General features: G+C 73.6%; 15 protein-coding genes and 1 tRNA gene. 8 read left to right on the forward strand and 8 right to left on the reverse strand.

The window, feature by feature from the left end:
- Positions 1-51 precede the first annotated feature (51 nt).
- On the forward strand, positions 52-885 hold the full coding sequence (locus CCO02nite_RS12580) for an SGNH/GDSL hydrolase family protein (RefSeq protein WP_146843507.1): 834 nt from the start codon (positions 52-54) through the stop codon (positions 883-885).
- Between the two features lie 24 nt (positions 886-909).
- Here the strand turns inward: CCO02nite_RS12580 and CCO02nite_RS12585 are convergent, their stop codons facing one another.
- The 6 genes from CCO02nite_RS12585 to CCO02nite_RS12610 all read right to left on the reverse strand — a co-directional run bounded on the left by CCO02nite_RS12585 (position 910) and on the right by CCO02nite_RS12610 (position 5,189).
- Positions 910-1,419, reverse strand: coding sequence for a hypothetical protein (locus CCO02nite_RS12585; RefSeq protein WP_146843508.1), 510 nt, complete (start codon positions 1,417-1,419; stop codon positions 910-912).
- A complete protein-coding gene (locus CCO02nite_RS12590; protein ID WP_146843509.1) occupies positions 1,416-1,991 on the reverse strand; it encodes a COG1361 family protein in 576 nt (191 codons plus the stop codon). The genes CCO02nite_RS12585 and CCO02nite_RS12590 overlap by 4 nt, the downstream gene beginning before the upstream one ends.
- 65 nt (positions 1,992-2,056) lie before the next feature.
- Complete coding sequence (locus tag CCO02nite_RS12595; protein ID WP_146843510.1) at positions 2,057-2,611, reverse strand: hypothetical protein; 555 nt, start codon at positions 2,609-2,611, stop codon at positions 2,057-2,059.
- Positions 2,608-3,177: a signal peptidase I gene (locus CCO02nite_RS12600; protein ID WP_146843511.1), complete on the reverse strand. Its 570-nt coding sequence runs from the start codon at positions 3,175-3,177 to the stop codon at positions 2,608-2,610. Before CCO02nite_RS12600 ends, CCO02nite_RS12595 begins: the two co-directional genes overlap by 4 nt.
- Positions 3,178-3,212: 35 nt before the next feature.
- Positions 3,213-3,761, reverse strand: a complete 549-nt coding sequence (locus tag CCO02nite_RS12605) for a hypothetical protein (protein ID WP_146843512.1) — start codon at positions 3,759-3,761, stop codon at positions 3,213-3,215.
- A gap of 246 nt (positions 3,762-4,007) precedes the next feature.
- The gene (locus CCO02nite_RS12610) at positions 4,008-5,189 is read right to left on the reverse strand and encodes a sensor histidine kinase (protein ID WP_146843513.1); all 1,182 of its coding nucleotides are present in this window, start codon (positions 5,187-5,189) and stop codon (positions 4,008-4,010) included.
- A 146-nt stretch (positions 5,190-5,335) separates the two neighbouring features.
- Between CCO02nite_RS12610 and CCO02nite_RS12615 the strand changes: the two genes are divergently transcribed.
- Together CCO02nite_RS12615 and CCO02nite_RS12620 are read left to right on the forward strand one after the other, a co-directional pair.
- Entirely contained in the window at positions 5,336-6,010 is a 675-nt protein-coding gene (locus CCO02nite_RS12615) for a response regulator (protein WP_146843514.1), read from the forward strand.
- Between the two features lie 47 nt (positions 6,011-6,057).
- A tRNA-Thr gene (locus CCO02nite_RS12620) sits at positions 6,058-6,131 on the forward strand.
- Between the two features lie 59 nt (positions 6,132-6,190).
- Here CCO02nite_RS12620 and CCO02nite_RS12625 read toward each other — a convergent pair.
- Together CCO02nite_RS12625 and CCO02nite_RS12630 are read right to left on the reverse strand one after the other, a co-directional pair.
- Positions 6,191-7,120 (reverse strand): DsbA family protein, encoded by a 930-nt coding sequence (locus tag CCO02nite_RS12625; protein WP_146843515.1) that lies wholly within the window; start codon positions 7,118-7,120, stop codon positions 6,191-6,193.
- A 100-nt stretch (positions 7,121-7,220) separates the two neighbouring features.
- Entirely contained in the window at positions 7,221-9,062 is a 1,842-nt protein-coding gene (locus CCO02nite_RS12630) for a serine/threonine-protein kinase (RefSeq protein ID WP_146843516.1), read from the reverse strand.
- 122 nt (positions 9,063-9,184) lie between these two features.
- Here CCO02nite_RS12630 and CCO02nite_RS12635 point away from each other — a divergent pair, with 122 nt between their 5' ends.
- From CCO02nite_RS12635 to CCO02nite_RS12655, 5 genes are read left to right on the forward strand one after another with little or no spacing between them, the layout of a single operon-like run.
- Entirely contained in the window at positions 9,185-10,612 is a 1,428-nt protein-coding gene (locus CCO02nite_RS12635; RefSeq protein ID WP_186812693.1) for an alpha,alpha-trehalose-phosphate synthase (UDP-forming), read from the forward strand.
- Positions 10,605-11,420 (forward strand): trehalose-phosphatase, encoded by an 816-nt coding sequence (otsB, locus tag CCO02nite_RS12640; RefSeq protein WP_146843518.1) that lies wholly within the window; start codon positions 10,605-10,607, stop codon positions 11,418-11,420. Before CCO02nite_RS12635 ends, otsB begins: the two co-directional genes overlap by 8 nt.
- 37 nt (positions 11,421-11,457) lie before the next feature.
- Entirely contained in the window at positions 11,458-12,969 is a 1,512-nt protein-coding gene (locus CCO02nite_RS12645; protein WP_146843519.1) for an outer membrane protein assembly factor BamB family protein, read from the forward strand.
- Positions 12,970-13,000: 31 nt separating this feature from the next.
- A complete protein-coding gene (locus tag CCO02nite_RS12650) occupies positions 13,001-13,543 on the forward strand; it encodes an outer membrane protein assembly factor BamB family protein (RefSeq protein ID WP_146843520.1) in 543 nt (180 codons plus the stop codon).
- The gene (locus CCO02nite_RS12655; protein ID WP_146843521.1) at positions 13,543-15,057 is read left to right on the forward strand and encodes an outer membrane protein assembly factor BamB family protein; all 1,515 of its coding nucleotides are present in this window, start codon (positions 13,543-13,545) and stop codon (positions 15,055-15,057) included. The genes CCO02nite_RS12650 and CCO02nite_RS12655 overlap by 1 nt, the downstream gene beginning before the upstream one ends.
- The last annotated feature ends 148 nt before the right edge of the window (positions 15,058-15,205 follow it).

Raw genomic sequence — 15,205 nt, forward strand, 5'->3', positions numbered from 1 at the left:
CGTTGCGCTCGTCGACCGGAAGGCACGGCGCTCGTCGGCCAGAATGCTCGGGTGACCGAACGCTCGAACTCTGTGCCCTGGACCCGCTACGTCGCGATCGGCGACTCCTTCACCGAAGGGCTGTGGGACTCGCCCGACGGGCTGCACGACCCGACGGCACCCCAGCGTGGTTGGGCGGACCAGCTCGCCGCGCACCTGTCCGCCCGGCGGGTCGCCGCCGGTGGGACGCCACTGGAGTACGCGAACCTCGCGATCCGCGGGCGGCGGCTGCGCCCGATCCTCGCCGAGCAGGTCCCGGCCGCGCTCGCGATGCAACCCGACCTGGTCAGCCTGGCCGGCGGCGGGAACGACATCCTGCGCCCGACCGCCGACGTGGACCGACTGGCCCGCAACCTCGAGGCCGCGCTCGTACGGCTGCGCACGGCCGGCATCGACGTGCTGCTCTCGACGGGCTACGACACCGCCGGAAGCCCGCTCGTGCGCGCCACGCGCGCCCGCATCGCGGTCTACAACAACCACATCTGGTCGATGGCGCGGCGTCACGGGGCGTCCGTCGTCGACGTCTGGGGCGTGCGCTCGCTCGGCGACTGGCGGATGTGGTCCGAGGACCGCATCCACCTGACCACCGACGGCCACACGCGCGTCGCGCAGGCGGCGCTCGTCGGGCTGGGCCTGCAGCCCGACCAGGAGAACTGGGACGACCCGCTCGCACCGCTGCCCCCCGCGCCGCGGATCGAGCGCTGGCGCGGCGACGCGCAGTGGCTGCGCGACCACGTGTACCCGTGGGCGACGCGGCGGCTGCACGGTCGCTCGTCGGGCGACCTGCGCATGCCGAAGCGACCCGAGCCGACTCCCGTCGAGCTGGTCCCGACGTCCGCCGACTGACGACGCGACCGAACGTCGCCTCGGTCAGCCGTCCTCGTCGACGACGACCATCATCGACGCAGTCGCCCACGACTCCGAGCGCAACGTGACGACCGGTCGGGCCGTCGCGTCGACCGAGACCGCGCCGGACTCGTTGGTGACCGCGGTCGTGGACCACAGCCAGTCGGCCGCGACGGCCGGCGCGAGCGACCCCGTGAACCGGACGTAGTCGGTCCACACGTAGCCGGTCAGGGTGTAGCTCACGGTCACGTGGCTCCGCCGGTGTGGCCGGACGGCCCCGTCGCCCCAGTCCTGCCCCGTCACGCCCGTCACGGTGCACGTCGCGCCCGGCTTCTCGACCCCGGCGGCGGTGAGCACGACGCACGACGAGGTCGGGCCCGACGACCAGCTCCCGCTGCTCGCACCGCTCACCGCGTACGCCGAGTTCGTCCACGCCGCGCTCGTCTCGTCCGCACGCAGTGCCGCGGGCGCGACGACGAGCACCGCCGCCGCAAGCGCGACGATCGCGGTGAGCAGCCGACGGGATCGGGTCACGGCACCGTGCTCCCGACGGCTGCGACCTGCAACGCGGCGGAGCTGGTCTGGTTCGCGTGGCTCACGTCCCAGTTGGCCGGTGTGGTGACGGTGACCGTGAGGTTCTGGCTCGCACCCGCGGCGAGCGTGATCGGGCCGGCCGGCGAGACGCCGAGCGTCGCGTTGGGGGCGGTGCCCGTGAGGGGCTGGGCGAGCGCGGTGATGGTGCTGGTCACCGACAGCGGCACGTTGCCGTCGTTCTGGATCCGCACGGTCGTCGTGTACGTGTTGCCCGGCACCATCAGCGCGAATGCGCTGCTGGACAGGATCGCGTGCGCGGTGCCGGAGGTGTCGGCCGCCGCGCAGGTCCACGTCGGCGTGGTCGCGGCCGGGTTGGCGCTCGAGCACGCCTTGAGATCGACGCTCCCCGAGCTCGCCGTGCTCGTGAAGAACGCCGAGTTGGTCCAGGCCGCCGACGTCGCGGCCGCGCCGATGCCCAGCAGCGCGCCGGAGGCGAGCACGAGCTTGAGGACGGTGCCGCGTCGACGCGCGGGTCGCGCGCGCAGGTCGCGGCGTGAGTCGGGGGTCGTCATCGGAGATCCTCCGGTCGAGGTCGGGCAGTCGGGGTCGTGCGGGTGAGCCGGCTTCCGGCGGGCGCTCATGCGGGTTCCTCGTCGTGCTCGGTCCGACGACGACGGCCGACGACCAGCAGGAGCAGGCCGAGCAGCGCGAACGCGAGGGCTGCGGCCGCCAGCGGTCCCGCGCCCAGACCCGTGCTCGCCAGCCCGTCGTCGCCGGGTGCGCCGACCAGCGTGTACCGGCCCTCGATGGACTGCGTCTGGCCCGGGTCGAGCTCGTGGACGGTGACGCCGACCCGCAGGTCGTACGACCCTGCCGGCAGCGGCGTCCCGACCTTCAAGGTGCCGAGGTCGAGGCACGCACCCGCGCCCGGGCAGAGCTCGGTGGTCCAGGTGGCCTCGCCCGGGCCCGACTCCTCGAGCCGGGCCTCGGAGACCACGGCCCGCTCCGGGACGGTGACCTGCCAGGTGTGGCTCGCCGACTCGCCGGGCATCATGTCCCGGAACGTCACCTCGAGCGGGATCGAGAGCGGGAGCGCCTGGGCGCGGGTCGCCCCGACCACCGACGCGAGGCCGAGCAGGGCCGCGAACGCGAGGGCGAGCGCCGCGAACCTGCCGCCACGCGTGCGCGTCACGGAGCCGCACCCGCCTCGACGGGCGCCGCCTCGAGCGCGTGCCTGCCCTGCCGCCGTGACTCGCGCCGTGCCGTGCGCGGCGGGGCCGGCGGCAGGAGCGAGAGAGCCAGCAGGCACAGGAGCGTGAAGCCGAGCGGGACGGCCACGGACGGACGGGTGAGCCAGACGACCGCGTAGCCGCCGCCCGAGACCTGCAGCGCGGGCTGCCAGACGTGGTCGCCGACGATGTACTCGCCGCCGTCCTCGCTGTCGTTCGCGTCGCCCTTCATGCGGATCGCCCAGCGGCCGTCACCGGCCGGCTCGATCCCCACGACGCGGTGCGAGACGAGGTTGCCCGTCATGTCGCTGTAGATCGACGAGACCTCGCCGACCTCGACGTCCGCCGTGTCCGCGCGGACGTCGATCAGCAGGTCGCCCGTCATGATCCCCGGCTCCATCGAGCCCGAGATGACGACCAGCGGCTTGATGTAGCCGAGCTGGGTGGCACCCCATGCGAGCACGCTCAGCACACCGACCGCGGCGACGAGCCACAGGACGGTGTTGCCGACGAACTTCAGTACTCGCACGGGGTGTCTGTCACCTCAGGAGGGAGTGCGGCTGGTCAGGGGTTCGAGAGGGTCGTGCCGGTGAACTGCAGCGTGACCGTCCCGGTGCCGCCGATGTTCACCTCGTCCCAGTCGACGGGGGTGACGACGGTGACCTCGACGACCGTCGAGTCGTCGCCGGCGGCGATCACGCCGGGGTCGTCGGCGGAGACCGTGACGTCCTGGACGTCGGCGAGGATCCCCCCGCCGACGACGGTCGCGGCGACGACGTCGAGCGGGACGTCCGAGTCGTTCCAGAGCTGGACCTCGAACGTGTACGTGCTGTCCGGGACCATGTTCACCAGCTCGGTGGGCGAGAAGGTGATGCCGGGAGCGGTGTCAGCGAGCTCCCACGTGGTGCCGCCATCGACGCTGCCCTGGAGCTCGATGCCGTCGGCGGCGGTCGCGTCGGCCGTGAACCACGCGTCGTCGGACCAGTTGGCGGAGGTGGCGGCGGCGGCGATGCCCAGCAGGGCAGCGCCGGCGAGGGAGAACTTGACGATCGCGCCGCGCTTACGCTTGCGCTCGTCCTTGCGGTCGGTCTCGACCGTGACGTTGGTGGTCATGGTGGGCTCCTTGTGTCGGGGTCGCGTCCGCCGGTCGACCGGCGGCACCGGGCCCGAAGAAGCGGGCCGCGGTTCGAACATAAGCAATTTCCCTGTGCATAGGCTGGGCCCCTTGGGTGCAGGCCCCCCCTCGATCCGAATCGCCCGTTTTTTTCACCCCGTCCAGGAACGCGCATTTCGGAGATTCGCCAAGAAATGGACCCACTGCCTCCCACCTGCGACGACACAGCAAACGGGTGACGCGAGTCACAATTCGTCGTCGACCGCCGGATCCACGGGCCGCAGCAGCGGGATCCGCGCCTGAAGTCGCGCACCGACCCCGTCGCCGGGCCCGAGCGTGAGGGTCCCCCCGACGAGCTCGACCCGGTCGCGCAGCCGCGCCGTCCCGGAGAGCGCTCCGGCGGTGGCCGCGTCGTACAGCGGGCCGTCGTTCTCGACGAGCACGACGAGAATCTCGCCGTCGAGCCGCAGCGCCACGGTGACGGTCGACGCCGGACCGTTCTTGAGCCCGTTGGTGACGCCCTCCTCGACGACCCGTACCGCGAGCAGTCGCGTCGCGACGTCGATCGTGCCGCGCTCCGGGTCGTCACGTTCGCGGACCGCGGGGTCGACGTCGAACCGCGTCGCGATCGACGCCGGCACGCGGCCCAGCAGCGCGCGCACGGCGGGCACGACGCCGTGCTCGAGCCGGTCAGGGTAGAGCAGTCGGCTCATGTGCCGGACGTCGATCTCGCGGACCTCGTCGAGCTCGGCGCGGATCTCGCGCAGCGAGTCGAGCCCGGCGCCCTCCCACCCGGACCTCTCGCCGCGCGCGATCAGGTCGGTGATCCTCGCCTCCAGCAGCACGATCCGGCTCTGCAGCGTGCCGTGCAGGCCCTCGGCGACCTCGCGCCGGACGCGGATCTCCTCGGCCTCGATCGCCCGTGCCGCGATCTCGACGTGCACCGCCTCTCGCTCGGCCCGGCGCAGCGCGACCCGCGTGCGGCGGCGCGAGGTCAGGGCCCACCAGCCGATCGCGGTCGAGATCACGCCGACGACGAATCCGCTGATGAGCTCGGAGTCGCGCGAGCTCGGATCCGACGCGGCGTAGATCCCCAGCGCGACCTGCGCGAGATAGCGCGCCACGGTGCACGCGAGCGCTGCCGCGACGATCCCGCCGACGACGGCGACCGCGCGCCGCGCCAGGTGCACGCGCAGCACGGCCAGGGCCAGCACGAGCAGCAGCACGCCCGCGAAGTTGGCCGCGATCCGACGCCACAGGTCCACCGTGTCCCACTCCGGCACGAACCGCGCGTAGATGTAGGCGGCCTGCGTCGAGGCGCCGAGCGCATACCCGAGCGCAACGATCGCCGTGGCCCGGGTCAGCACGCGCCGATCTCTCGCTGCGTCGCCCGGCCGCAGCTCGCGGTCGTTCGCGGCCTCGGTCACGTCCCTCCTCCGGCGCAGTTCACAGCGTCAGTCCCGACGAGCATGCTGCCGACGGGCGGGCGCCCGACGGCACGCCCACGGCGGCGTGCCTGCACGACACGCGCCACGTCGGTACGCGCCATCCGCCGCGCCCGACGATACTGGCCATGATGAGCACCCCACTGCCCGACCCTCTGCGCGTGGCGGTCGTCGAGGACCAGCCGCTCTTTCGGTCGATGCTCGAGCGCATGCTCGACGAGAGCACCGGCCTGGTCGTCGTCGCGTCGGTCGGCACCGTCACCGAGGCCGCCCGGGCACTGCAGCCGGGCGTCGCGGACGTCGCTCTGCTCGACATCGACCTGCCGGACGGCAACGGCATCGCCCTCGGCGTGAGCCTGCGCCGACGACAGCCGGATCTCGGCATCCTGCTGCTCTCGGCGCACGACGCGATGGACCTCCTGCTCGACCTGCCGCTCGACGTCGCCGCCGGCTGGGGCTACCTGTCGAAGAACTCGTCGACGAGCGAGGAGACGCTGCTCACGGCCGTGCGCGCCGCTGCGGCGGGCGAGACCGTCCTCGACCCCGCGCTGCTCGACCGGGTGACGCCGCGGGCGGGTTCCGACGTGGCCCGCCTCACCGCCCGGCAGTACGAGGTGCTGCGCCTGCTGGCCAGCGGCCTGTCGAACGCCGGCATCGGCCAGCGGCTGGGCATCACCGAGAAGTCGGTGCAGAACCACGTGAACGCCGTCTACTCGACGCTCGGCATCGACGTCGATCCGGCACGCAACCCCCGCGTGAGCGCGGCGCTGCGCCTCCTGGAGGGGACCGGCCCGGCCACGTGACGACGACTCCGCCACGCGGTCGATGATCGGTAGGCTGACCGCCGCACGCCTCCTTAGCTCAGTCGGCCAGAGCAGCTGTCTTGTAAACAGCAGGTCGTCGGTTCGAATCCGACAGGGGGCTCCCTGGAACGACGAACGCCCCGGTCCCGCAGGTGCGGTCCGGGGCGTTCGTCGATCAGGTCAGCCCTGGGCGGCCAGGGCAGCCTCGACGGCCTCCTTGAGGGGGCCGGCGACGTAGAGCTGCGACTTGTCCTCGCCGTCGGCCGGCCAGTCCTGGCCGTCGATGAGGACCGTCGGCGTCGAGATCCCGCCGAGGTCGGTGTCTGCCTGGCTCGTCGCGGCCATGATCCACGGTGCGAAGGTGCGCCAGGTGCCGGTCTTCTCCTCGTCGGACCCGCTCGTCGTGAACGTGCCGTCCACCACGGAGAGGAACTGGTCGGCGACGTCCTGCGGGACGCCCACGCCCACGGCGAGGTCCGCGATCTCGTCGTCGGTCAGGCCCTCGCTGCCCTCGGCGGGCTGGTTCGCGTACAGCGCGGTGAGGAACGCGGTGAAGTGCTCGCCGTCCTGGTCCGCGACGACCGCGAGCGCGTTGCCGGCACGGGTCGAGTAGTGCGTGCCCTTCGAGTTGCCGTCGAGGAACGACAGCGGGCGGTAGTCGATCGTGACGCCGTCCTCCTGCACGAGCGCGTCGAGGTCGGCCGAGTTGGCCTGGTCGAACTGACCGCAGTAGGGGCACATCGGGTCGAAGTAGATGGTGACGACGACGTCGCCGTCGCCGGCCACGCCGGTGCCGTCGTTGCTCACGGGGATGCCGCCGGAGTCGTTGGCCGTGGACGGCGCGGTGACGTCGGCCAGCGCGGGCGGCACGACGTCGTCGGCACCGCCGCCGTACGCGACCGAGCTGTTCGCGGCCTCGCGGTCGGCCTGCCCCTTCATGGTGAAGAAGACCGCAGCAACCACGCCCAGGACTGCCACGACGATGACACTGACGGCGATGATGCGGTTGCGCCTCGCGCGCTTCTCGGCCTGCTCGCGCATGAGCTTGGCCTGGATGCGGGCGTCCTCGCGGCGCTGCGACTTGGTGGGACGCGGGTCGTTCGTGGGCACGACGGCTCTCCTCGATCGGTGGTCGGCTGTGCACAGCGTACGGGTCGGACCTGGGGGTTCGGCAGGCGGCGCCTACGACCTACGGCCTACGGCCTACGGCCTACGGCACGGTCGGTGTCGACACAGGCGCCCAGACGATCGGCGCGCCGTTCGCGATCACCGCGACGATCACGAACATCGCCGCCAGGCACACGCACACCAGCACGAGCGCACCCGTGCGGCCCGGCGCCACGATCGCGAGCACGCGACGGGCGCCCGTGCGGGTCATGCCCGACAGCGGGCCCCACCACACCACGCACACGCCCAGCAGCACGAGCGCTCCCACGACGACCGCGGCGGTCGTCCCCTGGATGGGATCGCCGCTCTCGAGCTCGCCGATCGTCCACGTCTCGTTGTCGACCAGCCACACGATCGCGCCACCGACGACGAGCATCACGCACGCGCTCACGACGAGCGAGGGCACCTGCGCGACGACGGCGCGCACGAAGTACCACGGCGACGCGACGACGGTCCGCCACACGTCGCTCGGCCGGACCCCGGACCGTTCGCGCCGGCCATGCATCGCCTCGACCGCCGTCCCGAACGTGCGCACGGCCACGATCACCACCCCGACGACGATCAGCGTCACCAGCGGCGCGAGCGCGCCGGCGACCCCGACCACACCCGCGAGCGCGAGCATGGAGCCCCACCGGCGGCGGGCCGGCGGGCGCTGGTATCCCGATCCCTCGTCCGTGAGCTCGGAGGCGTCGAGGTCCTCCTCGATCCACTCGACGCCCGTCTCGTCGTCGAGGTCGTCGAGGTCGACGTCGAGGTCGCCGTCCGGCTCGCCCAGCGGCTCGGCGACGAGAGCGGTGAGCTCGGCGTCGAGGTCGTCGGCGGGCAGCACCGCCGTCTCGTCGGGCCCGTCGGCCTCGTCGGGTTCGCCGGGAACGGGCTCGGGAAGCAGCTCGGTCTCGTCGGGTCCGTCGACGGGCATGACCGCGGTCCGGCCGTCGTGCGCCGAGACCGCGGCGACCGTGGTCGCGGCGCCGCCCGCGGCGATCGCGACGGTCTCCGCGGGCGCGGCATCGTCGTCCACCTCGTCGGGCGCATCGTCGGAGGCGTCGTCGGAGTCGTCGCCGTCGAGCGGGTCGCCGTCGAGCGCCGCGACCCGCAACGCGGCGACGAGGTCGGCGGGTGCGAGCCGCGTGGCAGGGTCGGGGTCGAGCGCGCGGCGCAGGGCGCCCGCGGTGAGCGGCCCGAGGCCCGCGAGATCGGGTTCGCCGGACCGGGCCCGCGCGAGCACGGCCTCGAGCGGACGCGTGCCGAACGGCGCACGGCCGGTCGCGGCGAACGCGACGAGCGCGGCCCACCCCCACATGTCGGTCGCCGCGGTCGGGTCAGCGCCGTCGAGCAGCTCGGGCGCCAGGTAGCCGGGCGTCCCGACGACGAACCCGGTGGACGTGACCGCCTCGTCGTCGGCGGCCTGCGCGATCCCGAAGTCGATGAGCACGGGGCCGTCGTCGGTGACCAGCACGTTCGAGGGCTTGAGGTCGCGGTGCACGACGCCCGCGGCGTGCACGGCCTCGAGCGCGTCGGCGAGGCCCGCGGCGAGCTCGGCCAGGTCGGCGGGGGCGAGCTCGCCGCGGTCGCGCACGTGCTCGGCGAGCGTGTCGCCGTGGACGAGCTCGGTGACGATGAACGCCTCGGTCGAGTCGGCCTCCGCGTCGAGCACCGACGCCACGGCAGGGTGCCGCAGCCGCTGCAGCGCGACGACCTCGCGGCGCAGGCGTTCGCGTGCGGCCGCGTCGGCGCCGACCTGCGGGTGCAGCAGCTTGAGCGCGACCGCGGTACCGCCGTCGTCGACGGCGCGGTAGACGGTCCCCATGCCCCCGGACCCGAGCGGCGCGACCACGGTGTACCCGCCGATCTGCGCGCCCGGTTCCAGACCGATGCGCTCCATGCGACCCGACCGTAGCGCCCACCGCGGCCCGACGCGGCTCGTTCACGGCTCGTGGCGCGGGCCGAGAACCCACGGGCTAGGGTCGGGGGCACCCTTCCTCTGGAGTCGACTTGCCCTCCGCCGTGCCTCGAACCGGCTACGACCTCGTGGTCGTCGCGAACCGCCTGCCGGTGGACGTCTCCACCGGCGACGACGGGGAGGTCACCTGGAGTCGTTCGCCGGGCGGGCTCGTCACGGCCATGGCGCCCGTGATGTCGGGCGCCCAGGGAGCATGGGTGGGGTGGGGCGGTTCGCCCGACCTCGACCTGGATCCGTTCGAGGTCGACGGCACCCTGCTCGTGCCGGTGCCGCTGTGCGCCGACGACGTGGAGTCGTTCTACGAGGGCTTCTCGAACGACACCCTGTGGCCGCTCTACCACGACGTGATCTCCGCGCCGGCGTTCCACCGCGCTTGGTGGGAGGCCTACCAGCGGGTCAACCTCCGGTTCGCCGAGGCGGCGGCCGCGCAGGTCGCGCACGGCGGGACCGTCTGGGTGCACGACTACCAGCTCCAGCTCGTCCCCCGGCTGGTGCGCGAGCTGCGGCCCGACGTGCGGATCGGCTACTTCCACCACATCCCGTTCCCGCCGCTCGAGATCTTCACGCAGCTCCCGTGGCGGCGTCAGGTCGTCGAGGGGCTACTCGGCGCGGACCTCGTCGGGTTCCAGCGCGCGGGTGACGCGGCGAACTTCGTGCGTGTGGTCCGCCGCCTCACGGACCTGACCACGCGCGGCCAGGTCGTGACGATCACACGGCACGGCAAGGTCGAGCGGCACGTGCGCGCGGCCCCGTTCCCCATCTCGATCGACTCGGGCGCGTTCGACGAGCTGGCCCGCACGGATGCCGTCCAGCAGCGCGCGCACGACATCCGGCGCGAGCTCGGCGACCCGAGGACGCTGCTGCTGGGCGTCGACCGGCTCGACTACACCAAGGGCATCCGGCACCGCATCAAGGCGTACGGCGAGCTGCTCGCCGAGGGGCGGCTGTCGGCGCAGGAGACCACGCTCGTGCAGGTCGCGAGCCCGAGCCGGGAGAACGTCGACGCGTACGTGCAGCTGCGCGACGAGGTCGAGCAGCTCGTCGGGCGCATCAACGGCGACCACGGCCAGGTCGGTCATGCACCCGTGCAGTACCTGCACCAGTCGTTCCCCATGGAGGAGATGGCCGCGCTCTACCTGGCGGCCGACGTCATGCTCGTCACCGCGCTGCGTGACGGCATGAACCTCGTCGCCAAGGAGTACGTCGCGGCCCGGTCCGACGACCGCGGCGCACTCGTGCTCTCGGAGTTCACCGGCGCGGCCGACGAGCTGCACGGCGCGGTCCTGGTGAACCCGCACGACATCGACGGCATGAAGGACGCGATCACGTACGCGGTGCACATGGACGACCGCGAGGCGCGCAAGCGCATGCGCCGGCTGCGCCGCCGGGTCCTGGGTCACGACGTCGCCGCCTGGTCGCGCGAGTTCCTCGCGGCGCTGCAGGCCGTCCCGCACCGGAGCGACCATGGCTGATCACTTCGGCGCCGACCCCCTCGCAGCCGAGCCCCTCGGAGCCGAGCCCTTGGAGGCCGCGCTCGTCGCGCTCGCGCAGGACGACCGCGCACGCCCGCTGCTCGTCGCGCTCGACTTCGACGGCACCCTCGCGCCGCTGCAGGACGATCCGTCGCAGTCACGCATCCTGCCCGCGGGCGTGGTCACGCTGCGCGCGCTCGCCGCCGCCGACGGGGTCGCGCTCGCGCTCGTCTCGGGGCGCGCGCTGCACGACCTGCACCAGCTCGCCGAGGTGCCCGAGGGCACGTACCTGATCGGCTCGCACGGCGCCGAACGCGCCCGGGTCACGCGGCACGGGCTCGACCGCGACGTCGTCCGGCTCACCGACGCGCAGGCGGACCGTCTCGCGGAGCTCGGCGCGCAGGCGCTCGCGATCGCCCGCGGCCGCGACGGCGTGTGGGTCGAGACCAAGCCGACCGCGGTCGTCGTGCACACGCGGCTCGCCGAACGCCCCGACGCGTCCGCCGCCGAGACCGCCGCGCTCGACCTCGGCGCACGCCTGGGCACCAACGTGCTGCACGGCAAGGACGTCGTCGAGATCTCCGTGCTGCACGCGAGCAAGGGTGAGGCGCTGCGCGCACTGCGCGACGAGCTCGGCAGCCGCGTGGTGGTCTGCGCGGGTGACGACGTGACCGACGAGCACGCGTTCGACGCGCTGGGCCCCGACGACCTGACGATCAAGGTCGGACCGGGCCCGACGAGCGCGCGCTACCGCGTCCCCGACCCGGCGTCGCTGGTCCACGCGCTGACCACCCTCACCCCCCGTTAGCCTCCCGGCGCGCCCGCACGCGTCGTACCGTGAAGGTGTGCGCGGCAACGGCGGCCTGCAGATCATCGCCCTGGACGAGCCGCTGCCCGCGAACGACCGCGAGCGCACCGCCCGCGACGCCGATCCGGCCCCTGATGCTCACGCCCTCGACGGCCCCGTCGAGAGCCCCCGGTGGCGCCGCCGCGCACGGTGGGTGGCCGCGTTCGTCGCGGTGGCCGCGGTGCTCGCGCTCGTCGTCGGGCAGTCCGTGCTGGACCGGCGCGAACAGGCCCGCCGCTCCGCCATCGCGGCACTGCCCGGGACGCTGCAACCACTCGGTCCGAGGCTCGGCGAGCGGTGGCGCACCACGTCCGACGAGTGGCTCGTGGGTGAGGGACCGATCGGCGGCGTGGCCGTCACCGTGCAGGGCGACAACCCCTACCTCGTGGTGGGCGAGACCGGTGTCGTCCAGCACGTGGTCGTGGGCCACGACCCCGCGACCGGCGCGGTGCTCTGGCGCCGGCCGTACCCGGCCGTGAGCGGGACGCAGGCACCGTGGATCTCCTGCGCCGACACCCTCGACGCGGTGCACGTGGTGTGCGAGGAGTCGACCGGCGAGCGCTGGGACCCCGACGGCGTGCGCGTGATCGATGCGCGGGACGGGACCGTCGTGCGCACCTTCGGGGCCGGCAGCGGTCGATCCTGGACCACCTCGCCCGCCGGGCTGCTGCTCACCACCCAGCGTTCGTCGCGAGCCGCACCGTCGGTCGTGCTCGTCGACGTCGCCACGGGCGACACCCGCTGGCGCCGGTCGCTCGAGTCCGGCCCCGGCTCAGGAGCCGACGCGACCTCGGGCTGGGTCTCCACCCAGGCCGTCGGCGACCTGGTCCTGGCCTCCACCTACAGCAAGCTGTGGCTGCTCGACGCGACCGGCACCGTCGTGCGTCAGCTCACGCCGTCCGCGCCCGGGTGGGCCGTGCCGGTGCGCTCCGGCGTCGTGATGTGGGCGTTCGCCGAGCGGCGTGGGGACAAGGACGCGTCCGGTCTGCTGCTGCTCCCGGACGGGACGGTCCGCGACGCCGACGAGTACCCCGCGACGATCGTCGTCGACGACGGGTCGGCGCCCGAGGTGCTGCTGCTGACCGACTCCGGCGGCACGGGCGGTGCCGTCGCGCGCGACCTCGCGACCGGCAACGAGCTGTGGACCAGCCCCGACGTCATCACCTCCGCGATGGTGCTCGACGGGCTCTTCGTGAGCGCGTCGTCGACCAGGGTGACGGCGCGCGACGCCCGCACCGGCGAGGAGCGCTGGAGCGTCGACACCGACGTGTACCCACGGCTGTCGACCGACGGCGACCACGTCGTCGCGGTGACCGCTGCGAACGTGCTCGCGCTGGATCCCGTCGACGGCACCACGCTGTGGCGGACGGCGGTCCCCGCCATCGCCCTGCGCGGCGACGCCCCCGCGGTGACCGGAGTGACGCTCGGCGGCGCGGCCTGGGGTGGGTTGCTCCAGCTCGGGGACGTCGGCCGCATGGGCGGCAGCAGCGTCCTCGTCGGACCGGCCTGACCTTCCGCGGTCGCGGGCCTACGGTGTGCGCATGCGTCACGACGGGCGGCTGGGCACGGTGCACCTCGAGGAGGTCGTCGTCGAGGAGGTCGACGACCTTCCCGCGCCCGGGTCCGCGCGGCGCCGGTCCGACGACGGGTCCGACGACGGGTCCGACGACGAGACGTACGGGGTCGTGGCTCGCGACGCGACCACGGGTCGTCGGCTCTGGGGCGACGAGCATGCGCAGACCATGTCCGCCCTGATCGGCGGGCTGCTCGTCACCCAGGCGGGCGACGAGGTCAGCGCGCGTGACGTGCGCTCCGGCGAGGTCCGCTGGAGCACCGAGGTCGAGTCCGCCGCGGTCGTCGGCACCGACGGCGACGTCGTGCTCGTGCACTCCGACCAGGACGTCGTCGCGCTCGACCTCGTCGGCGGCGAGCAGCGGTGGCGGGCGCCGCTGCCGGCCGAGATCGCGTCCTCGACGAGCATGGTCGTGCCGTTCTCGGGCGGTTACGTCGCCGGGGGCGGCTGGGGCGGCCGGCTCGTGCTGCCCACCACGGACGACGTCCCCGCGATCGTCGGTCGCCCCTGATGCGCGCCGACGGGCAGCGGCAGACGGTGCAGCTCGAGGAGGTCGAGCTCGACATCGAGGTCGACGGTGCCACGGTCGCCCGGGCCGGGGCCGACGGGTCCGGGGGCGACGACGGCGCCGAGTCCGGTGCGCGACGACGCGGTCGCGGCCGCGCGCTCGTGGCCGGCGGTGTGGCGGCCGCCGTGATCCTCGCGCTCGTCGTCGGGCAGGGTGTGCTCGACCGGCAGGAGCGTGAGCGTCGCGCACGGGTCGCCGAGACCCCCGGGCTGCTCTACCCGCTGGGCCCGGAGCTGCGCGAGCTGTGGCGCACCGAGGCGACCGAGATGCTCGTCGGCACCGGTCCGATCGCGGGCGTCGCCGTCTCGGTGCAGGACGACGCCTTCTCCGTGCGCTCCGACGACGGCCCGGCCGTCGCGGTACCCGAGCTCGTGGGGCGCGATCCTGGCACGGGCGTCGTCCTGTGGCGCCAGCAGCTCCCCGGCGAGACCGAGCCGGGTGCCCAGTCGTGGCTCGGCTGCGCCGACGCGCTCGACGACCGCCACGTCCTGTGCTCCCGGTCGCACGTGCACCAGGACGGCGACATCTGGGAGTCCGTCACCGACAGCACGGCGGTCGTGGACTCGCGCGACGGCACGGTCGTGCGACAGCTCGACGGCGACACGGCGACGAGCTGGACCCCTGCGCCGGGCGGCCTGCTGCGCGCCGACGAGGCGTCGGACGGGACCGGGCCGACCGTGACGCTGGCGGACCTCGTGACCGGCGCGACGCTCTGGCGCCGGGAGCTGCCGGCGCGTTCGTCGGGACGCGACTCGGACGACTCGGACTACGTCACGGCGTTCGCCACCGGCGACAGCCTGCTCGTCGGCACGCCCGACGAGCTCTGGGTGCTCGACGCCGCGGGCACGGTCACGCACCACGAGACCTTCGACGACGACGGCTGGGCGATGCCGGTGGGCTCGGGCGCGATCCTGCGGATGTCGTCCGGCGACCAGCCGGGACCCGGTGCGCTGCTGCTCCCCGGTGGTGCCACCGTCGAGACCGACTCGTACCCCGCGACGATCGCCTTCGACGACGGCTCGGTGCCCGACGTGGCGCTCCTGTCCGCGGCGGACGGGATCAGCGGGCTGGAGGCCCGCGACCTGCGCGACGGCCGGGTGCTGTGGACGGGCAGGTCGCAGAACGTCCCGCTCGTGCTCGACGGCACCGTGATCGACGCGTCGGGCACCGTGACCGCGCGCGACGCCCGCACCGGCGACGCACTCTGGACGGTGCCGGACACCTCCGCCACGTCGCTCGCCACCGACGGCGACCAGGTGCTCGCGATCTCCTCCGAGGCGGTGATCGCGCTGGACCTCGCCGACGGTCACGAACTGTGGCGCACCGCGCTCAAGGACATCGACCGGCCCGAGGGCGACGTCGTCCAGATCGGGTCGTACTACGGCGCGACGTCCTGGGGCGGGCGTCTGGTGCTCGGCGGGCCGTCGGGCGAGACCGTCCTGGTGGGATCGGACTGAGGGCCCACCGGGTCCTGTCGGACGTATGGCATCATGGGCCGGGGCCGACGAGGGTCTTCCTCGGCGCCTCACGTGTCATCGCTGACACATCACCTTTCACAACGGATCGTCCGGCACGTACCTGCCGGTGAAGGGATCGGTAGCAACC

The organism is Cellulomonas composti (assembly GCF_007990245.1).
In the GTDB taxonomy this organism is placed as follows: Bacteria; Actinomycetota; Actinomycetes; order Actinomycetales; family Cellulomonadaceae; genus Cellulomonas; species Cellulomonas composti.